The organism is Cumulibacter soli (assembly GCF_004382795.1).
Classification (GTDB): domain Bacteria; phylum Actinomycetota; class Actinomycetes; order Mycobacteriales; family Antricoccaceae; genus Cumulibacter; species Cumulibacter soli.
In genome coordinates, this window is record NZ_SMSG01000002.1 from 560239 (window position 1) to 582094 (window position 21856).

Here is a 21856-nt window from a genome sequence, read left to right on the forward strand (position 1 = left end):
ATGATCCGAATGAATCCGATCCGCTTCGCGGCGTACGGCGCCGCCGCCGGGGCCGTAGCGGGAGTCTTCGCAAGCGCCGGAATCATCGCTGGTCAGGCGATTGCCGCGCGGCGGCGTCCCTCGCTGGATCCGCGACGAGCACCGGCCATGGTCGGCGATCAGGGCCCTACCGACGGCACACCGCTGAGGCTGGTGATGCTCGGTGACAGCATCGCCGCCAGCGTCGGCGCGGGATCCGAACGCGCGTCGCTCGCCGGACGTCTGATCCGTGCACTGGTCGCGGACGGAAACCGGGTCGCAGCCCGCACCGTCGCCGTCCCGAACTCGTACACGGTCGATGTGAAGATCCAAGCCTCCCGCGCATTGATCACCTCGGAGTCCGACCCGTACGACATTGCCGTCATCGTGGTCGGCGCCATGGACGTGTGCGCGTGGACCTCACCGCGCGCGATTGAGCACGTCACAGCGCGCACGATCACGGCGCTGGTTAACCGCGGCATTCGCGTGGTGCTAGCAACTACACCGGATATGGGCTCGGTGCCGTGCGTCAAACCCCCGCTGCGCTGGCTGTGGGGGTTGCGTACCGGGCAGGTCACCGAGGCGCAGATCAACGGTGCCCTCGCCGGTGGCGCCGAGGTCGTGAACCTGGCCGAGTTGACCGGCGATGCATTCAGCGGTGACGCCTCGCTGTACGCCGAAGACGGCTTCCACCCTTCGGCCGACGGCTATCGAATCATCGCCGACGCCATCGCGCCGACGGTCCGGGCCGCCGCCCGCGCCCGTCGCGCGGTCTAGCGAATAGCAGGTCTAGCGAATAGCAAACGACCCGGTCACGCAGGAGTGACCGGGTCGTTTGCTATGTGAGCGTCTGCTGGAGCAACTACTCGCGCAGGTACGACAGCAGGCGCAGGATCTCGATGTACAGCCACACCAGCGAGGTAACAAGACCGAACGCGATACCCCAGGCGAACTTCTTAGGTGCGCCACGGCGGATGGCCTGCTCAGCGAGATCGAAGTCCGACAGCAGCGTGAACGACGCGATGCCGATCATCAGGAGGCTGAACCCGATCGCGAGCGGACCGCCATCGCGCAGCATGCTCGCCTCGCCGGAGATCAGCCAGTAGACGAGGTTGAACAGCATCAGGACGAGCGCGCCAACGAGCGCAGCCGCCAACCACCGCTGGAACTTGGGGGTCACCCGGATCGCGCCTGTGCGGTAGACGACCAACATTCCGATGAATACACCGGCGGTGCCGAGGACAGCCTGCACGGCGATGCCCGGGTACACCATCTCGAACATTCCGGTGATGCCGCCGAGGAACATGCCTTCGAGGACGCAGTAGATCAGCACCAGCGCGGGGCTCGTCATCTGCTTGAAGCTGATGACCAACCCGAGCACGAAGCCGCCGAGCGCACCGATGATCGCCGCAGCGGTCAGCGCACCGAATGCCCCGTTACCCTCGCTGTAGATCTCGGCGTCCGACGGGGCCAGCAGTAACCAGGTCGCAATGCCGGCCACGATGACCGTCAGGATCGAAATCGCCGTCTTGGTGACGACATCATTCATATCGAGGTAGCTGGACGCGCTGCGTACCGGCGGCTGCTGATAGGCCTGCTGGCCGAATCCGGGCTGACCGTAGCCCTGCTGCATGCCCTGGTTCGGGAAGCCGCCCATCGGCGGCGGACCACCGGGGCCACCCGCTTGAGGCTGGCCCGGCGCGTTCCAGGTCTGGTAGCCCTGCGACGGGGACGGGGATCCCACCGCGCCGCTGACCACCCTCTTGAGGGACGGGTTACTCACGTGTACTCCTTGACGTCGTAGCCCGGTCTGGGCCATCTATTGAGAGAAGTCCACTTGTGAAACGTGCGACCGCACTCTCGTGTTCCGGAATGTGCAGTCGAAGTTTAGTTAGTTGGAAAAACCACCTCGACCCACTCATGAAGCGGGTCGTTGCGCGGTCAAAACGCAGTGGAACGTCGCAAGAACGCGACACTGGAAGTACCCCCGGTGGGACTCGAACCCACACTGCAGCGATTTTAAGTCGCCTGCCTCTGCCATTGGGCTACGGGGGCCAAGCAGCAAACGCCCTCCTACCTTACGTCCCGTGCGATTCGCCGGATCGACTAACGTAGGAGTCGCTGACATGAACGCGAACTGGTAGGAGATGACATGGCCGGCACCGGAGTGAAAGTTCTCGCTGGGCTCATCGCCATTCCGTTGCAGAAGTTCGCGACCAAGAAGTTAGCGGCATCCTGGCGCGGCGCCACCGGGACAGAGCCGCCGTCCGCGAAGCGCCGCAAAGAGCAGGAGAAGGCGAATAAAGAGGCGGCCAAGTTGGGCCTGCTCCCCCGGCCTATCGAGGAACCGAAAGTGGCCGATGCGATCATGTGGACCGCGCTGACCGCGATGAGCATCGTCGCCGTACGGTACGTCGCCGAACGCAGCGCGCAGGAAGTGCATCGGTTCTTCACCGGTGCAAACCCACCCCTCGGCCGTGCGCTCACCTCCGCCAGCGACGTGGGCGCTCGCCAGGGCGCCGCGGCGGCCAAGGCAACCTAGTCGATTCGGAACGTTCCAGGTACGCACGCAGTCGCATGGTGACATTCTGTTCACTCGCCACGATTTAAACGTGATCGCGCTGATAGCACCGTGGAGCGCCCATGACCGACCCGAATAACCCCAACGGTCCACATCAGGAAGGCACACATCCCCAGCAGCCTCCGACAGGAGGATTCCCACCGCCTTCCACCGGTGCAACCCCAGGGTCGCCAGGACGAGTCCCGCCGGTCGGCTCGCCGCAGACCGGGCCCCAGGCAAGCGGTGCGGCCGCCGGCTACCCGCCGCAGGCCACACCCCCGTACGGCTACCCGCCGCAGGGCACCCCCCCGTACGGCCAGCCGCCACTCGGATACCCATCGCAAGGCCAACCACCGCAAGGCTTGAACCAACCCGGGTATCCGCTGGCGCCCGGCGGATACGGCCAACCGCCATCGAAGAACAAAACGCCGTGGATCGTCGGCGGCGCTGTCGTCGCATTGCTCGCGATCGTCGGGGTCGTACTGATCGTCGTCCTCGGCGGCGATGACGACGGCAAGAAATCCGCCGGCGGCGGCGGATCCGAGCAGAGTGATGGCGGCGGCCAGTCCTCACTGACATGCGACGAGGGCGATTACGGGATCAAGATTGACCCCGAAACTGGCGAGAGCATCGAATGCGACGGCGCCGCAAGCGACGGCGAAGGATCAGCCGGTGAGGGTTCAGCCGGCGAGGGTTCGGACGGCGAGGAAGGTGGCGGCTCGTCCAGCGCTGAATGCGCGCCCGGAGAGTACGGCGCGAAGATCGACCCCGAGACCGGCGACATCATCGAATGCTCCGGTGGTGGCGAAGGCGATGACGCCGAGGCCGCCGCGGACGTCATCGACGGCACCTGGAATGTCGACGCGGCAATCACCAGTATCGATGGCGATCTCGAATCCAGTTCCGGCTCAGTGGGTACCGGCGGCTCGATCTGGGAAGGCCCGCACGAGTGGATGATCATGACCACCCCGTGCACGACCGATGTCCAATGCTCGGCCGTGCTGACCGACTTCTCCGACACCTCTTCGGACGGGCCATACTCGCTGGAATACGACGGCACCTCGTGGACCACGACGATGTCGTACCCGGTCACCTGCGAGAGCGGCGCGTCGGACAATCTCGAACTCGAGATCACGATCCCGGGCAGCCAGAACTCGGAGTCCGAACTCGAGGGGCAGGCAACGATCAACAACTCGTCGGCCTGTGGCGGCGAAAAACTCAGCATCGAAGCGTCACTGACGCTCGTCGAGGCCTAATCGCCCGGCGACTGCTGCACCGCGACCGCGGCGGCACCCTTGAGGGTTTGGTTCGGTTCGCCGTTCTCATACCCGAAGTAGTCGCCGTGGTCATCGACACCATCCCAACCGATGAACGTCGCGCCGAAAGACGAGTCGTACACATTCATCGACAGCGGGTGCCCAGTCAGCACCGCCGACACACCGCTGGCGCCGATCAGTACGTCGGATGGCGTCATGGACACAAACACGTGTCCAGAGGTCATGCCCAGATCGCCGATGTCATCGGCATCGACCCCGGGTGACCCGTACAGCACGACGTCGTCGGCGTACGCCGAAGCGCCATCTTTGAGGGCCTCGGCCGCGACGACGGTCCCGTACGAGTGGCCGATGATCGTTGTGTGCGGATCAGCCCCACCGCTGGCTTCGTGGTGTGCGGCGGCGTACCCGGCGAGATCGTCCGCCAGGACCTGCCCGGCGTACTCGGCTCGTTCGGTGAACGGCGATTGCAGGATCGTCGGGTTGTCGTACCCGCCGTAGACGATCACCGCGTTCTCATCGTCACTCATCGCGTCCATCTCGCCCAGCACGGCCTCGGCATCTGCCGTCTGCGCAGTGATCGTGCCGAGGTCGTGGTTCGCGCCTTGTACGACAACCGCTACGTTCTCGGCCGTGTCGACCTCGCCGATCGCGATCGTTGCGAGTCCATCGCCGTCGTACGCCGCGCTGTCGTACTCGAGTAGATACCGATCCTTGCCGTCGCCGCCGACGGTAATGGATTGCTGCACGCCGTTGATTGTCGCCGCCTTCTCACGTAGTGCTGGCAGCGAACCCAACACCATGGGCGCCATCGGCATCAACAGCGACATCTTCCACGACGGCATCGTGGCGAGTTCCGCCGCAGATTCGATCCCCAACCGCGGCGCGACCGACTGGATCCACAGCGTGTTCCACAGTTTCTCGCAGACCTCCTGTAGCTGCTCGTCGGTATCGACCGAATCGTCGATCAGTGCTCGCGCGTTCACGGCGTGATAGGCGTCGGCCGGCAGTCCGCGCATCATCGCGACCAGCGACGGATTGGCCTGAAGCATCACAGCCTGCTCAGCGGCGCTCAACGATGCCCACCACGCCGTCGCGACCGGAATCTGACCGTGTGGATCTGGCACCCCGAAGTCGGCGTATTCAAACAACACCTCCGTGGTCGCCGACGTCGACGGCGTCGCGAGTCCGACATCGACATCCGGCGGCAGGAGGTACCCGGCGGACTGCAGCACGAGCAGCACCGCACCCAAGTCCGCGTCGTACTCATCAACGATCGCCGCGATCGCGCTATCGCAACTCTGCACGATGCCAACGCCGTCAGCGAGGTTCATCTCCCACCACGCCTGCGCCCCGATCACCATCTCGTCAGCGAGCGAGGCGTAGTTGAGCACAACTTGGCCAGCCTTCTCCTGCATCTCCATCAGGGCAGCGCTCACTTGTTGTTGCGCTATAGCAGTCCGTCCAGCGAGCGTGCTCAATTGCGCACCAAGTCCGGCCAACACTTGGGGCCCTGCGGCCAGAGTGTCGCGTACGGCGCTCACCTCGGCCATCAAGTCGGTCGGGCTCGCACCGTCGAACACCGCGCTGGCATCGGCGAGTTGACCGGCGAGGGAGGACAAACTTCCGGACGCGAGTAACGCATCAGCCGCGGCAGTGAACGCCTCGCCTAATGCCGATACTTCACCCGGGCGCGCGCTGAGTATGGCCTCCGCCCGCGCGTGCGGATCGAGGCCCGCGGCTGCCAGAAAATCCGCCACCTGCATCGCACCCACGTCTAATTCCCCTCACCACTCGAGGATCCGGACGCTACGGGCAAAACTAGGCAGCCGCGCGAACGCGCGATTCAATGGGGAAAACCGGTAGAACTGTGGATTACTCGCCGTCCGCGATTGACAAGGCGATGCCATCGAGAATGTCGCTCTCGCTCACCGTCATTTCGTCGGCGCCGAGCTCGCGCAGCAACGAATCGAGGATGACCATCCCGGCGGGAAACACACCGGCTCGTCCCGGATGCATCGCCGGGTGCGCTGCGCGCTGCGCAGTATCGCGCGCACTCGCCCAGTCGTAGACGCGCCGCAACTCGGCCGATGACGTGCGCAGCCCGTGAATCACGCTGGGGTCGTATCCGGGCAACTGATGCGCAATCGCAGCAGCGGTGGTCGCGGTTCCCGCGACTGCGATCACCCTCGCGTGCGGTAACGGAGGGATCTGCGCGAGACCGTCCGCCAGCGCGCGGTGTACGTCGTCAGCGACGAGGGCGAGTTCGGCGGGCAACGGCGGGTCCGAGTGGACGTGTCGTTCGCTGAGCCGAACGACACCGATATTCATCGAAATTCCTTGATCTACCCCGGCGGCGTCACCGATGAAAAGTTCGGTAGATCCCCCGCCAATATCGATGACAATCGACTCTTCGGTCAGCTCGAACCCGCTGAGTACGCCGGCAAACGTCAGACGACCCTCTTGATCTCCGGAGATGACCTCCGGGGTGACGCCGACGGTCGCGTTCACCAGGTCGATGAGCTCCTCCCGGTTCGCTGCGTCCCTACTCGCGCTGGTCGCGACCATCCGCGTTGCGGCAACCTCATGGTCGGCGATCAGGTGCGCATACTCCCGCAAGGTTGCTTCGGTACGCCGCAACGCCGCATCGGCGAACCGCCCGGTCGCATCGATTCCTTCACCCAGGCGCACGGTGCGCATCTCGCGCAACACCTGCCGAACTCGGCGGTCGGTGCCGGGCGCCACGTCTGCGATGAGTAGCCGCAGCGTGTTGGTACCGCAGTCGATCGCGGCGACCCGACGTACGCCACCCACCTAGCGCTTGCCCTTCTTCGCCGGGGGCAGTGGCGCCGACGCATCCACGCAAGGACCCTTAGCCCACCACTGCGGCAACATGGCCAACGCCTCGTCCCCGAGCGGATTCACCCCCGGCCCCTCGGCTAGAGAATGCGCGACCAGCACGTGCAAGCACTTCACCCGGGTCGGCATACCCCCCGCAGTGACCTCGTGACCCAGCGGCTCAATAGCGTCCCGCGTCGCCAGATACTGCTCGTGCGCCGCCTGGTACTTCTCGGCCAGTTCGGCGTCCTCCTCGAGGCGAGCGGTCATCTCTTTCATCAGCCCGCTGGCTTCGAGCGTGCCGATAGCCGAGGCCGCACGGGGGCAGGTGAGGTAGTACATCGTCGGGAACGGTGCGCCGTCCTCGGTCCGCGGGTTCGTCTGCACGACGTCCGGCATCCCGCACGGACACCGATGGGCAACCGCTCGCGTCGCCCGCGGGCTGCGGCGTAGTTGATGATGCACCGCGGTGCGATCGGCGTCGGTGAACGCCTCGTGCGTGCTCACTCGGCGGCTCCGTCGGCATCCGCGATGGAGTCGGCGAGGTCCTGCCCGGCGGAGGTATTTTCCTTCTTTGCCGCTTCCTCAGCCGCCTTCTCATCGGCGGCGACATCGCTGTCGGGGTCATTGTTCGCCACGACGTACATCTTCTCGCCCGGCTCGATGTAGTTCAGCCGATCGCGCGCCTGCGACTTGATGTAGGCGGGATCGTCCAGCAAATCGATCTCGTCGGTCAACTCTGCGATCGACGCTTTCTTGTCGGCAATCTGCTGTTGCAGACTCTCGAGTTCGGCTCGTTGGTTCATATAACTGGAGATCGGCAGGATGAGCAGCAACACCGCGCCGATCACTAGAACCCCGAGAGTGATCGCACGCGAGTTCAGCCCTCGCGCGCCGGTCCGGGCGCGTGCGGCAGCATTGGTCGTCGCGCGCATAGGCTGCGCCGCCGACCGCCGGATCTGCGTTGGCCGCTCGGTAGCCCTACGAGCGGGTTTCGACCCGGGACGCGCGGTGTTGCGCGCGCCCGCAGCTCGACCGGACGTCGCGTTGACGCCACGACCGTTCGCGTTCTTGGCGCCCGCACGCGAGCGCGACGAGCCGCCGCGTCGCGAGGACTGCGGCGGCTTGCGATCACGTGCGGAGGCCATCGAGCGCTACTTCTTTACGTCGAGACGAGGAAAGGCCGAACGGCCGGCGTACCGCGCGGCGTCGTCGAGCATCTCCTCGATACGCAGCAACTGGTTGTACTTGGCGACGCGCTCAGAGCGTGCCGGCGCACCGGTCTTGATCTGGCCGCAATCGGTCGCTACCGCCAGGTCCGCGATCGTGACGTCCTCGGTTTCGCCCGAACGGTGCGACATCATGCAGGTGAATCCGTTGCGATGCGCGAGGTTGACCGCATCCAACGTCTCAGTGAGCGTACCGATCTGGTTGACCTTCACCAGCAGCGAATTCGCCGCGCCATCCTTGATGCCGCGGGCCAAGCGCTCCGGGTTCGTCACGAACAGATCATCGCCGACGAGCTGGACCTTGCTGCCCAACTGGGTCGTGATGTCGGCCCAGCCGGCCCAGTCTTCCTCGTTCAGCGGGTCCTCGATCGACACGATCGGGAAGTCTTTCACCAGGGTTTCGTAGTAGGAAATCATGTCGTCGCTGGAGCGCTTACCGCCCTCGAAGACGTACTTCTTCGACGAGTAGAACTCGGTTGCCGCGACGTCGAGCGCGAACACAACGTCCTTGCCGGTCTTCAGTCCCGCCGACGAGACGGCCTTCTCAATCAGTTCGAGAGCCGCGCGGTTACTGGACAGGTTCGGCGCGAAACCACCCTCGTCACCCAGGCCGGTCGCCAGGCCTTCTTTCTTCAGCACGGCCTTCAGCGCGTGGTAGACCTCGGCGCCGGCACGCAGCGCATCGGCGAAAGTCGCCGCGCCGATCGGTGCGATCATGAACTCCTGGATGTCCACGTTGGAATCGGCATGCGCGCCGCCATTGAGGATGTTCATCATCGGTACCGGCAGCACATGCGCGCTGGGTCCACCGACGTACCGGAACAACGGGAGCTGCGCGGACTTCGCCGCGGCCTGCGCAACCGCGAGGGACACACCGAGGATGGCATTGGCGCCGAGCTTGCCCTTGTCCTTGGTGCCGTCGATCTCCAGCATCCGCTGATCAATCAGACGCTGTTCCTCAGCGTCGTACCCGACGAGCTCCGGGCCGATAGTGTCGTTGACCGCGGCGATGGCCTTCTGCACACCCTTGCCCAAGTAGCGCTTGCCACCATCGCGCAGCTCGACAGCCTCGAACTGGCCGGTCGAGGCACCGCTGGGGACCGCCGCGCGAGCGAACGTGTCATCGTCGAGCAGAACCTCGACCTCGACGGTGGGATTGCCGCGTGAATCCAGGATCTCCCGGGCGCCGACTGCCTCGATACTGGCCACTTGTGACTCCTAAAGGTCTGTACGAACGAACAGGGCGTTGCGGTGCTCGAGCATCCAGAGCGGCACGCCTTTGGTCCACTTTAACGGCGCATTCCGCCGCTGCTGGGCTGCGCGCGCATCCGCGAGTGTGAGTTTCGCCTGAACCGGTGCCGGGCGGCTCTGCGCGGCCGGTTCCGGCTGGCTCTGCGCGGCCGGTCACTCCGCCAAGTCAGTCACGGCACGCAGCGAAGTTGCCAGTCACTGCGCCGAGTCGGTCGCGGCGCGCAAGGCAGCGCGAAGTGCCGTCTCGGGATCGACACCGACCGCATCGGCTCGACGTACCACCGCCAGCAGATCCGCCGCAACCTCACTGTGCGAATCACCGACATCGATCCGCAACTCAGCACCGCTACGTCGCTCTCGCCGTACGACCGCAGCGGCGACGGCGAGAGCGGGAGCAGACCAGGTGATTCCGTCGTACGGGCCGGAACGTTGCTTCTCGGCGGCCTTGATCGTCTCCCAGTTCGCGTTGACCTCGTCCGCGCCGCTGACTGCGGTATCGCCGAACACGTGCGGGTGACGGCGCTCGAGCTTTTCACACAGCGTCTCGGCGATGTCGTCGATCCCGAACGGGTCTTCGTCGTGTTCAGTGGCGATACGTGCGTGAAACAGCACCTGCAGCAGGACGTCGCCGAGTTCTTCCTTGAGGTGCTCGCGATCGCCGGATCCGATGGCGTCGACCGCCTCGTAGGCCTCTTCGATGAGGTACTTCGCGAGCGATCCGTGGGTCTGCTCGGCATCCCACGGACAGCCACCCGGTGAACGCAACCGGTCCATCACGCGCACCGCGCGAGCCAGCCCCCGCTGCGTGTCGGTCATCAGGAGGTGGGTACGCCGCCCGGAACACCGCCGGGCAATCCACCGCCGGGCACGCCGCCGCTCGGGTCGGCAGCCTGCTCGGGTTCGCTAAAGGTGTTCGGGTTCGGCGTACCGATACTCGGCAACCCCTGCTGCGGGTATTCAACTGTTCCGTAACGCGGGTTGACGTCGATATCGATCTTCTTCGCCTGCGCCGCAGCCTCGGTCATTCCTGCCTGGAAGAACTCTTGCTGAGCGGCCTGATCTGCCTGCGCTTGAAGGTCCGCATCGGGGGTGAGGTTGACCTTGTCCATCGTCACTACGAGGTAAACGAAGGCGCCGTTCTGGTCCGGGCCCTGCACGATGACGCCAGTGTCGCCCTCATCGATCGCCTGCAACTGTTCGAGCACGTCGGGGTTCTGCGCCATCTGGGCACCGTCGACGGTTTCGGAGGACACCTCGTTCGTACCAGCCGGATTGTTCTCGTCCGGGTTGCTGTCGACCGCCTCTTGCAAGGTCATCCCCTGCTCGTTCACCTTCGCGGCCCAATCGTCGGCAAATGCCTGGTCGGCAGTGACCGTGGCCTGCACGTCATAGGTGGAGTACTGCCCCGGGTTCTCCTCGCGCTGCTTCTGCAGCTCCTCGAACTTCTCGGCCGACAGTTCTTCCTGCGTCGTACCGGTGACCTCTTCGCCGAACTTCGCGTTCACCAGATTCGTCGCGATCCGCATCCGCATCTGTTCAGCCGTCAGCGGAGTGCCTTGGGCCGCGGCGGCTTCCTGGACCGACTCGATCGACTGACCCTGCAACGACTCCTCGAACATATCGTCGATCTCTTCGTCACTCACGCTCACCCCGGCCTCGGCAGCGACGGCCTTCGAGATTTCGTACGACAGCATGTCGTTGAGGTACTCGGTGCGGAACGCCTCACCCTGCTCCTCGAGCGCGTCACCGACAATCGGGTCGGCGTACGCGTCCTCAAGCGCCTGATCCAGCTCCTGGGTCGTGATGGTCTGATCGCCGATCTCGGCAACGGTGTTCGCGTTCATCGAACACGCGGTCAAGCTGGCGAAACCGAGCGCTGCCCCAACGAGGACACCGGCAGCACGCCGACGGAACTTCACAGTCACGACGAAGAGGACCTTTCGCAGAGGTAGAACAACCGAACTACTGTCTCACACCCGACTTGGTGACCTCGTTAACCACCGGCCACTGGCTGCGGGACGGGTGCGAGGTCCTGCAGCAACTGCCGCGCCCACTCGACAACCGCCGCGTTGCGCAGTGGCGGTGCAGCAACCCCGCTGCCTTCCGTCGGCCGCGGAACGCTGACCAACGACAGGTTTGGCTTGTACGTCGCACCCTTGTACATCCGGGCAAGCTTCATTTGAGCGGAGTCACCGAGTTTCATCGGCTGTATCCGCACCATTTTGCCTCCAGCGGCAATTTCGTGCACGCCGCTGACCTTGGCTCGCTCGCGTAGCAGCGCGATGGCGATCAGATTCTCCACCTCGGTAGGAACTGGGCCATAGCGGTCGGTCAGTTCGTCACGCACCGCTGCCGCTTCTTCCTCATTGGTGACAGCCGCTAGTTTGCGATAGATCTCCAGCCGTAGCCGCTCGCCGTCGATGTAATCGTGCGGTACGTGCGCGCTGACCGGCAGATCGATGCGGATTTCGGCGACGTCCTGCGCCTGCTTGTCACCGCGGTACTCCGCGACGGCCTCCCCCACCAGCCGCACGTACAGGTCAAACCCGACGCCGGCGATGTGCCCGGACTGTTCGCCACCGAGCAGATTTCCAGCGCCGCGGATCTCCAAGTCCTTCATCGCCACGGCCATACCGGCGCCCAGTTCCGAGTTCTGCGCGATAGTGGCCAGTCGGTCGTACGCGACGTCACCGAGCGGTTTGTCCGGCGGGTACAGGAAATATGCGTAGGCGCGTTCACGCGAGCGGCCCACCCGACCGCGGATCTGGTGCAACTGGCTCAGTCCGAGGATGTCCGCGCGCTCGACGATCAAGGTGTTCGCGTTCGGTACATCCAGTCCAGCTTCGATGATCGTGGTGGCCACCAGAACGTCGTACTCGCGTTCCCAGAAGCCCATCATCACCTTCTCGAGCTGGTCCTCGCTCATTTTTCCGTGCGCGACCGCTACGCGGGCATCGGGAACCAAATTGCGAATCCGGGCCGCAGCCTTATCGATCGAGCTCACCCGGTTGTGCAGGTAGAACACCTGACCATCGCGCAGCAGTTCACGGCGTATTGCCGCGCCGACCTGTTTCTCGGAATACGCTCCGACGAAGGTCAAGATCGGGTGCCGCTCCTCCGGCGGGGTGAGCATCGTGGTCATCTCACGGATACCGGTCAGGCTCATCTCCAGCGTGCGCGGGATGGGTGTTGCCGACATCGTCAGCATGTCGACGGCGGTACGCAACTGCTTGAGATATTCCTTGTGCTCGACGCCGAATCGTTGTTCCTCGTCGACGATCACCAGGCCCAGGTTCTTGAATCGAGTCGACGGCTGCAGCAACCGGTGCGTACCGATTGCGATATCCACCGAACCATCTGCGACGCCTTCCAGCAACGTGTCGGCATCGCTTTTGGGAGTGAACCTGGACAGTTGCGCGATTTTGACCGGGAACTGCTCGCACCGCTCCACGAATGTTTGGTAATGCTGTTGCGCAAGCAGCGTGGTCGGCACCAGCACCGCAACCTGCTTACCGTCCTGGACGGCTTTGAACGCCGCACGGACGGCGACCTCGGTCTTGCCGTATCCGACGTCCCCGCAGATCACCCGATCCATCGGGACCGACTTCTGCATATCGGCCTTGACCTCGTCGATCGCCGCCAACTGATCGGGGGTTTCGACGTACGGAAACGCGTCCTCGAGTTCACGCTGCCATGGGGTGTCCGGCCCGAAGGCATATCCGGGCGCGGACGTGCGTGCGGCGTACAACCGAACGAGTTCGCCCGCGATCTCCTTAACCGCTTTACGCGCACGGCTCTTGGTTTTCTGCCAGTCGGCTCCACCGAGTTTGTGCACGGTCGGCATATCACCGCCGACATACTTGGTGACCTGCTCGAGTTGATCGGTCGGTACGAACAGCCGATCGCCCGGTTGCCCGCGTTTGGAGGACGCGTACTCGAGGATCAGATACTCACGGTCGGCGCCGTTGATCTGACGCTGCACCATCTCGATGTATTTACCGACGCCGTGCTGTTCGTGTACGACGAAATCGCCTGGCTGCAGTTGCAGCGGGTCGATCGCGTTACGACGGCGGGTCGGCATCCGGCCTAGTTGCTTCCTCGCGGCGCCGCGTGAACTGGTGATGTCCGACTCGGTGATCAGCGCGAGTTTGGCGGACGGCGCGAGGAAGCCGGCATCCAGGTCGGCGGTCGTGACCGTGACGATGCCGCCTCGCGGCGAGGTCGCGATCTCCTCGATCAGCTGCCCGGCGATATTGACATCGGCGAGCCGTTCGATCGACCGGGACGCCGGGCCATGACCGGCGAACGTCAGCACCACTGACCAGCCGCGGCCGGTGTAGTCGCGGATGTCGCGCATCAGCCGGTCGGGATCGCCGACGTACTGATCGACGGCGTGCGCGTCCACGCTCAGTTCACCCTCGGTATCGCCACCTAGCGGGTCGAGATCCCACCAGGTCTGTCCGGCAGCGAGCGCTGATTCGCGTACATCTTCGATGGTTCGGTACGTCGATGCGCCGAGATCGATAGGTGAGCTGCCACCACCTGCCGCGACCGCCCACGAGGCATCCAGGAACTCCTCACTGGACTGCACCATTTCCAGCGCGCGAGCGCCGGCGCGCTGCGGATCGCACAGCACGATCAGCGACTGCTTCGGTATCTGCTGAACGAGCAACTCCAGCCCATGATCGGCGTCGACGAGCGCCGGGATCAGTGACTCCATACCCTCCACGACGTTGCCCAGGCTGATTGGTTCGAGCATCTCAGCCAGTTCGGGGTGCTCGCCGAGCAGATCGGCGGCACGACTGCGCACCTCCTCGGTCAGCAACAATTCGCGGCACGGCGGCGCCCACAGAGATTCCGGCAGCTCACCGAGGGAGCGTTGGTCGGCCACGGAGAAGAATCGCAACTCCTCGACCTCATCGCCCCACAGTTCGACGCGGACGGGGTGCTCGGATACCGGCGGAAATACGTCGACAATCCCGCCGCGTACCGCGAATTGGCCACGTTTCTCCACGATGTCGCAGCGGTCGTAACCGATAGCGACCAGATCGGTGACGATCTGCTCGAGTTCGCGTTCATCGCCCTTGTGCAGGTGCACCGGGCGCAACTCAGCGAGACCGGCAACCATCGGTTGCAGCAGGCTACGCACCGGCGCGACGATCACCCGCAATCTGCCGTGCTCTTCGGGGTACTTCAGTCGGCGCAGCACGGACAACCGGGCGCCTACGGTGTCGGCGCGCGGGGAAAGTCGTTCGTGCGGCAACGTCTCCCAGGACGGAAAGTGTCCGACCTCGTCTGCGGGCAGCAGTGCACCCAGTGCAGCGGTGAGCCGTTCTGCGTCTTGGTTCGTCGCGGTCACCGCGACAACCGGCCGCTGCTCATTGCGAGCGATCGCGGCGGCGATCAAGAACGGCTGGACCGGTTGCGGGCAGCGCACCGATTGATCGGTACCGGCCCCCAACGAATCCAGCGCGGCCGCGAAAGCCGGGTCGTCATCGAGGAGGCCCAGCAGCCCCCGTAGCCGAGCGGTTGCCTGCTGGGTCATCGCGTATCTCCGTGATCGTGCTGAGGCCCGCGTGCTGGCAGCACGCAGAACAGCCCCACTACGAGGTTTCGAGGGGGTTGATGCACCCATCTTAACGCCGCCGCGCGACATGTTTCCGGTCCACGAACCGTCGGTGCCCCGCGGGGCCGCCAACGCTCACAAGGGTTCCTCGGGCGGCTGGACAATCTGTCGTTCCCCGGGGCCATGGCGCGCAAGGATTCCACTACCGGCTCAACAAACCCGCGGGTTTACCACCGGCGTCGTCTGCGCTCACGAGAACTTCACGAGCGCCTCAGGAACCCGCCGCTCGCCGCGTGCCATCTACGCTCACGCGCATTTCCACGACCGGCTCAAGAAAGCCACCTATTCCCCGCGGGCTACTCGGCACTCATACGGGTTCGCGACCCGCTCAACAGCGGGTCGGTTCCGCACGGACGTCGTCTGCGGCACGATGAGAATCATGTCGCCGCTACCCGCCACTCGCCTACCATTCGGGCGGCGGCGTTCCACCCGATTCCCGATCGCTGGCCGCCTGATCGGGTCAGCAAAGGGCTCGCACCAGATCGGTGTTGTACTGCACCCGCAGAAGCGTGATTCGACGCTCGCGCGCGAACTGCTGGATCAGGGCGCCGCGAAGGCAGGCTGGCCACGTCCGCTGTTCTACGAGACGAGTATCGCCGAACCGGGAACCGGACAAACTCGCCGCGCGCTAGCCGACGGCTGCGATCTGATTATTGCGTGCGGCGGAGACGGCACGGTGCGTGTCGTTGCTGACGCGCTGCGGCATACCCGGATCCCGCTCGGAATCATACCGATCGGGACTGCGAACATTTTTGCTCGTAACTTGGTGCTGCCGACCCGCGATCTGAATGTCGCGGTGATGATCGCGATGCATGGCGAGGCGGCGGCGGTCGACATCGGAGTGGCACGTACGACGACGTCCGCGCAGCAACGCGATCACGTGTTTCTGGTCCTAGCCGGAATCGGACACGACGCAACTACGGTTCAGGGCACCCGTCCGGCGCTCAAGGAACGCGCCGGATGGCTGGCATATCTGGAATCAGCCAGTCGACACGCGTGGCTGCGGCCGATTGAGATGACCTTGCAGTACCCGGCCAACCCACCGCGCACGGTGCAGGCCTGGAGCGTGGTCATCGGAAACTGCGGCAAGGTGCCAGGCGGAATCGCTGTGTTCCCTGGCGCAGTAATCGACGACGGCGTACTCGACGTACTCGAGGTCACGGTGACGCATCCGGTGCAATGGGTACCGATCGGGGTGAAAGGACTGTTGCATCTGCGTGCGCGCACACCGGGATTACGGCACGCATTCGCACCCCAGGTGACGATCGAGCCCAGTGAACCTCAACCGGTACAGGTGGACGGCGACGTGATCACGGGCGTGCGCCGACTGGACGTCGGTGTGGATCATCGGGCGGTGGTGGTACGGGTGCCGAAACCGCGGGCGTGAACGCGGCATCCCGACTGCCGAGGACCATCGACCAGCATCAGACCTGCCTCAGCCAGACGTATCAGACCGCGAAACACGATTGTTCCGGGCAGCCAGTCCACCAGCGTTGAAATGCTGCCGACGTCCCGAAAGCAACCGACCTCAGCGCACCGGGCCGCAAAAGACGCAGTGAAAACAGCAGGGCATCGCGCTCTGCGCGATGCCCCCTCGATTTCACTGCGTTATTTGCACGACTCGCGTGCTCAACCCGAGCCGACCTCAACAAACGAACAGAGCCAGACATCCCTGCGTTTCTTGCGCGACTCGGGTGGTCAACTCGACGCGACCTCAGCAAATGGGTGGGTTAGACGCGGTGCGCGTGACGGGCGATTGCTGCGCGTAGATCGTCGTGCACCTCGGCGCGGCAGATCAGCAGGTCGTCAATGGCAACGTCGCGCTCGTTATAGACCAGCGGGGAGCCGTCGACACGTTCGGCTATCAGCCCGGCACCTTGCGCAACCGCTACTGGCGCAGCGTTGTCCCACTGGTATTGACCGCCGGTATGCAGGTAAGCGTCGGCTTCGCCGTTAAGTACGGCGAGCGCCTTGATGCCGGCAGAGGACATGTCCACCAGCGTGGCATCGACCTCGCGGGCGACGGCACGCACGAACGACGTCGTGCGCGAGCGACTGCACACAATCCGCATCTGCTCAGGGTGCTGAAGCGGCGCGATAGCGGCGGTTTCGCTATCGAAGATCTCCCCCGTGGCGGGCCGACCGACGACGCCGAGTCGTAATGTGCCACCGGCCCACAGCGCGATGTGCACGGCCCATTCGTCGCTACGCTCCCACCCGTACGCCGACGTGCCGTCGACCGGGTCCACGATCCACACTCGCTCGGCACCGAGGCGCGCGAGATCGTCGGGGGCTTCCTCGGAGAGCACGACATCGTTGGGCCGGAAGCGCTGCAGCGCGTCGGCCAGGTAGGACTGCGCGGCAGCATCACCGGCGTCCATCAGTTTGTAACGCGCGGCGAAGCCGAGTTCAGCGCGGACGTCTAACAACACCTCGGCGGTACCACGGGCGAGCTCGCGGGCGAACTCGATGTCATCGTGCATGGTGAGATCGACGCCCATAACTCTCCTTTGGTCCGCGCTCGCCGTGGCGGCGCGAGAATCAGCGTACGTGCACGCGATTCTGGGCACTCTCAAGGCCATCGCGGACCAGCAGTTCCACCGCGTCCGCCGCCTCGTCAATAACGATCTGCGCCTCGGTACGTTCGGCCGCAGCGAACGGCTTGAGCACGTAGTCGGCCGGGTCCTGACGCCCTGGCGGTCGTCCGATACCGATCCGCACCCGCAGGTAGTCCTTGGTGCTCAGTGACTTGGTGATCGACTTGAGCCCATTGTGCCCGTTGTCTCCCCCACCGCGCTTGAGCCGGATGGTGCCCAGCGGCAGATCCAGTTCGTCGTGGATGACGATGATGTGCGTCGGCTCGACGTTGAAGTACTTAGCGAGCCCGGAGGTCGGGCCACCGGAAAGATTCATGAAACTTAACGGCTTAGCCAGCACCGCGCGGGGCGCTGGCGGTGCGCCGAGGTGAGTCTCGGCGATCTCGGCTCCGGTCCGGTGCCGCTTGAATGAGGCACCGGACCGATGCGCGAGCGCGTCGACGGCCAGCCACCCGACGTTGTGTCGGGTGGCGGCGTACTGCGGGCCAGGATTCCCCAGCCCGACCACCAAGGCCGTCGACATCGTGCGGTACTACTCTGCGTCGTCCGCGTCGGTGGCCTCTTCGGTGGCCTCGCCCTCGGCGGCTTCTTCGGCTTCGTCGCCCTCGGACACGGCACTGACCTCGGACACGGCGATGATCAACGCCTCCGGATCGGTCAGCAGCGTCGCGGAGCCCGGCAGCTTCAGATCACCAGCGAGTACCTGACCGCCGACCTCGATCCCGTCGATCTCCACGGAAATCGACTCGGGGATATCGGTGGCCTCGGCCTCGATCGACACGCTGGTGAGGTCGTGGTTGACCTGACCGCCGGCGACGACATCGCCAACGAGCTCGACGGGTACGTCGACGGCGACCTTCTCGCCCTTCTTGACCAGCAGCAGATCGACGTGCTGGATGACGCGCTGCAGTGGGTGTACCTGGACGTCCTTGGCCAGAGCCAGCTCGTCCTTCCCGTTAACCTGCACGGTCAACAGCGAGTTCAACCCCTGGCGCAGTGCCATCGTCAACTGGTGACGGTGCAGGTTCAGGTGCACCGGATCCAATCCGTGCCCGTACAGCACTGCCGGAACGTGTCCGTCGCGACGGGCGCGGCGAGCGGCTCCCTTACCGAAATCCGATCGCGGCGAGGCGTCGATGCGATTGTCGTCAGCCATAATTACTCCTCAGTTTCCAAACCTGTCTCTCAGGCCCGTCTATGAGGACCTGTGCGGTGGTGGCCCGGGAGTCTCAGGCCATGGCTCCAACTATGTAGACACATAGCGAGCACCAGACCGTCGATAACGGCGCACCAGGTGGCACGCCCTCGCCGGGCAACTTGACGAGTTTAACTGACGGCGACGACGACGTTGTCAGTACGAGACGCATCTCGCACTGATATCGCCGAAGGAGCTTAGAACGCGAACTCGACCGGCTTCGAGCCGAAGTCGACGCTTTCTTCGCCCTGGTCCTCGCCCCAAGCGGTCATTGTGGCGGCGAATTTTCCTTTGAACGAGGTTGCATCGGGATCGACGGCCACGATCCACACCGCCTGCTGGGACACGTCGGCATCGGATTCGCAGGACTGCGTTTGACCTCCGTCGAGCTTCGACGCCGAACAGTCGATCGAGTAGTAATCGAACTTGGTATCGGTCTCGACGGTCTGACCCTTGGTGCCCATGGTGACAATGAGCCACACTTTGCCCTCAGGCGCCCATCCTTGGCTGTCGGAGTACGGCTTCAGTCGCGCTTTCATCAAGGACACCGTCAGCGACACGTCCTCGTCCTTGGTGATCGCCTTCTCCGGGAATTCGACGCTACCGCTGAGATCAGTCGTCGGCTCGGGATCGCCGCTGTAGTAAAGGTCCGTGGTGGGATCGGCCACGCGAGCGCCATCGGCGAGGCTCAGCGACTGCGTGTGGTCCTCGCTGGTAAGCACCAGATACGAGTCGCCAGATGTCGGTACCGACACCAGCATCTGCACTTCGCCCATCGACGCGGGGTCGATCGAACCCGATACAGGTGCCCCGGCGAGATCGAAATCAACCGTGCTGCTCAGCGAGCCGTCGACCGGCCCACCGTCGCCGGTCATCGTGATCAGGTAAAACTCCTGATCATCGGCGGCTTGTCTGGGCTGCCCGTCGATGTCTGCTACGCCGTACTCGACGATGGCGTTGATCGTGACGCTCGCTCCAGGAGCGATGAGTGTGGGAGCGTCGGCGAGTTCGATCTCGTTGCCTTTGCTGTCCTCGTCGAGGACGAATTCTTCGTCCGTCCAGACGCCGTTCTCGTCCGCCTTCGGCATCGGCGGCGACTCGAGATCCGCACCGTCGGCCGCCTCGTTCCCCGCTACGTCGACGATCGACCCTTTCTCGGGCGCGGGTTGGCCAAGTTTCGGCGTCTCGCTCAGAGCGGTGGCTTGTTGGTTGTCTCCGCTGCCGGACACGTCGAAGTGGTAGATGTCCCACACGTGCCCTTTCTCCGCGCCGGCGCGCAGGGCGGGTCCACAGGCGAGCTGGTTGGTGATCTCCGAACTGTCGTTGAGGATGTAGAAACAACCGGCATCCTCGGCGACGGTGATCCCGTCGTCCGGCAGCGATGCTTGCCAGGTTGTCGTTGCGGAATCGGCGAACCCTTTGGCGTTCTTGATGTCACCGCGCGAGTTTTGGATGCCACCAAAGGTGAAGAAGATGAAGTACCCGGCCACGAGCGCACCCACGAGCACGAGGGCACCCAGTCCGATGAAGAGTGGCTTCTTGCGGCTTTTCGGACTCGATGCTGCGCTAGGTGACGCGTAGGAGCCGGTGGCCGCCGTGGGATGAACGCCGGTGAACCCCGGCGGCGTGATCGCTGTGGTCGGGCCGCCGGACGACTGGCCGTAGTCGCCGGGCACTACTTGCGGTTGGCTGAACGGACCGGACGACGGTGCGCCAAACGATCCAGTTTGCGGGCGCGGAACGCCGAATGATCCCGATTGGGGCTGCGGGGGCGTGGCCGCGTGATCCGGCGTCGGCTGGTGGCCGGATACCGGTTGTTGAGGAGCCACCGGCTGTTGAGGGGCTACCGGCTGCTGCGGCGGCACCGCCTGGGTGCCCGTTCCGGACTGCGGTGTCGTGGGCGCTGAGGTCGGTGGGCCGGTGGGTGCCGCCGGATCTGGGGTCGGCTGTTCATCCTCGAAAGCCGCGGCATTGTACGAAACCGTCGGCATCGACCCCGTTTCCGACGGCGGCTGTTCACCCGGCGTGTTCGGTCCAGGTTCCTGGTGTGGCCACTGGTTCGGATCACGCGGTTCTGTCACTACTACTCCCTGCCGGCGGACGTGCTCGGGACGGCGAAGCGCCCCGTTTCGCACTGAAGACTACGGGGGGTCGACGTACCCGAGCAGCGTCCGGTGCCGTGCGGCGAGCGTTAGTTACGAACTCGCGACCTGCCTGGTGGGCTAGATCGCTACTTCGCGACGTACGCCGAGAGCTTGTTGCTGATGATGTCTTCGGCCTCGTTAACAATGCGCGAGATGAGCTCGGCGCAGGTCGGGATGTCGTTGATGATTCCCTGCACGATGCCGGCGGACCAAATGCCCGCGTCCAGATCGCCGTTCTCGTAGACCTTGCGGCCACGGACGCCGGCAACGAGTTCCTTGACGTCCTCGAACTGACCGCCGCCACGCAGGATGCCGACGACTTCGTCCGAGATCGAGTTCTTAGCCACGCGCGCAGTGTTGCGCAGCTCGCGGAACATCAGGTTCGTCGAACGCTCATCGCCGTCCACCAGGGCCTGCTTGACGTTCTGGTGGATCTGCGCCTCAGCCGTCGCCATGAAACGGGTACCCATGTTGATGCCGTCGGCGCCAAGCGCGAGGGCCGCAACGAGACCGCGGGCATCGCCGAAGCCGCCGGAGGCGATCATCGGGATGTCGATCTTGTCGGCCGCTGCGGGAATCAGCACCAGGCCGGGGATGTCGTCCTCGCCGGGGTGCCCGGCGCACTCGAAGCCGTCGATCGAGATGCCGTCCACGCCGATGCTCTGCGCCTTAACCGCGTGACGAACGGCGGTGCACTTGTGCAGCACCTTGACGTCGTTGGCCTTGAAGTCGGGCAGGTGATCGACCGGGTTGAACCCCGCGGTCTCCACGATCTTGATGCCCGAGCTGATGATCGCGTCGCGGTACTCGGCGTACGGCGGCGGGTTGATCGCCGGCAGGATGGTCAGGTTGACGCCGAACGGCTTGTCGGTGAGCTCGCGCGTGCGCAGGATTTCCTTCTCCAGTGCCTCCGGCGTCGGCTGCGTCAATGCGGTGATGAGCCCTAGGCCACCCGCGTTCGCGACACCCGCGACGAGTTCGGCTACGCCGACCCACTGCATACCGCCCTGCACGATCGGTGCCTCGACACCGAATACCTCAGTGAACTTTGTCTTGATCACGTATGTCCGCTCCCGGTCTAGTTGATATGCGTGTCAACTGCGAACGTTACCGGATCGAACGAC

The 21856-nt window shown here is 64.5% G+C and carries 18 protein-coding genes and 1 tRNA gene; 4 read left to right on the forward strand and 15 right to left on the reverse strand.

Annotated elements, in window-relative coordinates; translation table 11 throughout:
* Positions 1-795 (forward strand): SGNH/GDSL hydrolase family protein, encoded by a 795-nt coding sequence (locus tag E1H16_RS06380; protein ID WP_166741643.1) that lies wholly within the window; start codon positions 1-3, stop codon positions 793-795.
* A gap of 85 nt (positions 796-880) precedes the next feature.
* On the opposite strand, the gene E1H16_RS06385 is transcribed toward E1H16_RS06380, so the two are convergent.
* Entirely contained in the window at positions 881-1801 is a 921-nt protein-coding gene (locus E1H16_RS06385; protein WP_208378883.1) for a Bax inhibitor-1/YccA family protein, read from the reverse strand.
* 199 nt (positions 1802-2000) lie between these two features.
* Positions 2001-2073 (reverse strand) — tRNA-Leu (locus E1H16_RS06390).
* A gap of 97 nt (positions 2074-2170) precedes the next feature.
* On the opposite strand from E1H16_RS06390, the gene E1H16_RS06395 reads away from it, so the two are divergent.
* Positions 2171-2560 (forward strand): hypothetical protein, encoded by a 390-nt coding sequence (locus E1H16_RS06395; protein WP_134322841.1) that lies wholly within the window; start codon positions 2171-2173, stop codon positions 2558-2560.
* Positions 2561-2661: 101 nt separating this feature from the next.
* On the forward strand, positions 2662-3834 hold the full coding sequence (locus E1H16_RS06400; RefSeq protein ID WP_134322842.1) for a hypothetical protein: 1173 nt from the start codon (positions 2662-2664) through the stop codon (positions 3832-3834).
* Here the strand turns inward: E1H16_RS06400 and E1H16_RS06405 are convergent.
* The 8 genes from E1H16_RS06405 to mfd form a co-directional block, all read right to left on the reverse strand.
* Entirely contained in the window at positions 3831-5618 is a 1788-nt protein-coding gene (locus tag E1H16_RS06405; protein WP_243837731.1) for an alpha/beta hydrolase, read from the reverse strand. The genes E1H16_RS06400 and E1H16_RS06405 overlap by 4 nt on opposite strands.
* Before the next feature lie 109 nt (positions 5619-5727).
* Positions 5728-6666, reverse strand: coding sequence for a Ppx/GppA phosphatase family protein (locus tag E1H16_RS06410; RefSeq protein WP_134322844.1), 939 nt, complete (start codon positions 6664-6666; stop codon positions 5728-5730).
* Positions 6667-7197, reverse strand: coding sequence for a DUF501 domain-containing protein (locus E1H16_RS06415; protein ID WP_134322845.1), 531 nt, complete (start codon positions 7195-7197; stop codon positions 6667-6669). It lies immediately after the preceding gene.
* Positions 7194-7838: an FtsB family cell division protein gene (locus E1H16_RS06420; RefSeq protein WP_134322846.1), complete on the reverse strand. Its 645-nt coding sequence runs from the start codon at positions 7836-7838 to the stop codon at positions 7194-7196. Before E1H16_RS06420 ends, E1H16_RS06415 begins: the two co-directional genes overlap by 4 nt.
* Before the next feature lie 6 nt (positions 7839-7844).
* Positions 7845-9128: a phosphopyruvate hydratase gene (eno, locus tag E1H16_RS06425; protein ID WP_134322847.1), complete on the reverse strand. Its 1284-nt coding sequence runs from the start codon at positions 9126-9128 to the stop codon at positions 7845-7847.
* 237 nt (positions 9129-9365) lie between these two features.
* Positions 9366-9986 (reverse strand): MazG family protein, encoded by a 621-nt coding sequence (locus E1H16_RS06430; protein WP_134322848.1) that lies wholly within the window; start codon positions 9984-9986, stop codon positions 9366-9368.
* Positions 9986-11095 carry a SurA N-terminal domain-containing protein gene (locus tag E1H16_RS06435; RefSeq protein ID WP_166741644.1) on the reverse strand — a complete coding sequence of 370 codons (1110 nt, stop codon included), beginning with the start codon at positions 11093-11095 and terminating at the stop codon, positions 9986-9988. The genes E1H16_RS06430 and E1H16_RS06435 overlap by 1 nt, the downstream gene beginning before the upstream one ends.
* 68 nt (positions 11096-11163) lie before the next feature.
* A complete protein-coding gene (gene mfd, locus E1H16_RS06440) occupies positions 11164-14715 on the reverse strand; it encodes a transcription-repair coupling factor (protein WP_134322850.1) in 3552 nt (1183 codons plus the stop codon).
* 460 nt (positions 14716-15175) lie between these two features.
* Between mfd and E1H16_RS06445 the strand changes: the two genes are divergently transcribed.
* Complete coding sequence (locus E1H16_RS06445) at positions 15176-16183, forward strand: diacylglycerol/lipid kinase family protein (RefSeq protein ID WP_166741645.1); 1008 nt, start codon at positions 15176-15178, stop codon at positions 16181-16183.
* Between the two features lie 343 nt (positions 16184-16526).
* Here E1H16_RS06445 and E1H16_RS06450 read toward each other — a convergent pair whose 3' ends face one another.
* The 5 genes from E1H16_RS06450 to E1H16_RS06470 all read right to left on the reverse strand — a co-directional run bounded on the left by E1H16_RS06450 (position 16527) and on the right by E1H16_RS06470 (position 21793).
* Positions 16527-17297 carry a 3'(2'),5'-bisphosphate nucleotidase CysQ gene (locus E1H16_RS06450; protein WP_243837713.1) on the reverse strand — a complete coding sequence of 257 codons (771 nt, stop codon included), beginning with the start codon at positions 17295-17297 and terminating at the stop codon, positions 16527-16529.
* A 40-nt stretch (positions 17298-17337) separates the two neighbouring features.
* The gene (gene pth / locus E1H16_RS06455; protein ID WP_134322852.1) at positions 17338-17916 is read right to left on the reverse strand and encodes an aminoacyl-tRNA hydrolase; all 579 of its coding nucleotides are present in this window, start codon (positions 17914-17916) and stop codon (positions 17338-17340) included.
* A 9-nt stretch (positions 17917-17925) separates the two neighbouring features.
* On the reverse strand, positions 17926-18549 hold the full coding sequence (locus tag E1H16_RS06460) for a 50S ribosomal protein L25/general stress protein Ctc (protein ID WP_134322853.1): 624 nt from the start codon (positions 18547-18549) through the stop codon (positions 17926-17928).
* 236 nt (positions 18550-18785) lie between these two features.
* Positions 18786-20669, reverse strand: a complete 1884-nt coding sequence (locus E1H16_RS06465) for a hypothetical protein (protein ID WP_134322854.1) — start codon at positions 20667-20669, stop codon at positions 18786-18788.
* Positions 20670-20818: 149 nt separating this feature from the next.
* Positions 20819-21793: an NAD(P)H-dependent flavin oxidoreductase gene (locus E1H16_RS06470; protein WP_134322855.1), complete on the reverse strand. Its 975-nt coding sequence runs from the start codon at positions 21791-21793 to the stop codon at positions 20819-20821.
* Positions 21794-21856 lie beyond the last annotated feature (63 nt).

Bases quoted from the DNA above. Each gene is read 5' to 3' on its own strand.
- E1H16_RS06380 (WP_166741643.1), top strand. From the start codon at position 1: ATGATCCGAATGAATCCGATCCGCTTCGCGGCGTACGGCGCCGCCGCC.
- E1H16_RS06395 (WP_134322841.1), top strand. From the start codon at position 2,171: ATGGCCGGCACCGGAGTGAAAGTTCTCGCTGGGCTCATCGCCATTCCG.
- E1H16_RS06400 (WP_134322842.1), top strand. From the start codon at position 2,662: ATGACCGACCCGAATAACCCCAACGGTCCACATCAGGAAGGCACACAT.
- E1H16_RS06405 (WP_243837731.1), bottom strand. From the start codon at position 5,618: ATGCAGGTGGCGGATTTTCTGGCAGCCGCGGGCCTCGATCCGCACGCG.
- E1H16_RS06420 (WP_134322846.1), bottom strand. From the start codon at position 7,838: ATGGCCTCCGCACGTGATCGCAAGCCGCCGCAGTCCTCGCGACGCGGC.
- E1H16_RS06430 (WP_134322848.1), bottom strand. From the start codon at position 9,986: ATGACCGACACGCAGCGGGGGCTGGCTCGCGCGGTGCGCGTGATGGAC.
- mfd (WP_134322850.1), bottom strand. From the start codon at position 14,715: ATGACCCAGCAGGCAACCGCTCGGCTACGGGGGCTGCTGGGCCTCCTC.
- E1H16_RS06445 (WP_166741645.1), top strand. From the start codon at position 15,176: ATGTCGCCGCTACCCGCCACTCGCCTACCATTCGGGCGGCGGCGTTCC.
- E1H16_RS06450 (WP_243837713.1), bottom strand. From the start codon at position 17,297: ATGGGCGTCGATCTCACCATGCACGATGACATCGAGTTCGCCCGCGAG.
- pth (WP_134322852.1), bottom strand. From the start codon at position 17,916: ATGTCGACGGCCTTGGTGGTCGGGCTGGGGAATCCTGGCCCGCAGTAC.
- E1H16_RS06460 (WP_134322853.1), bottom strand. From the start codon at position 18,549: ATGGCTGACGACAATCGCATCGACGCCTCGCCGCGATCGGATTTCGGT.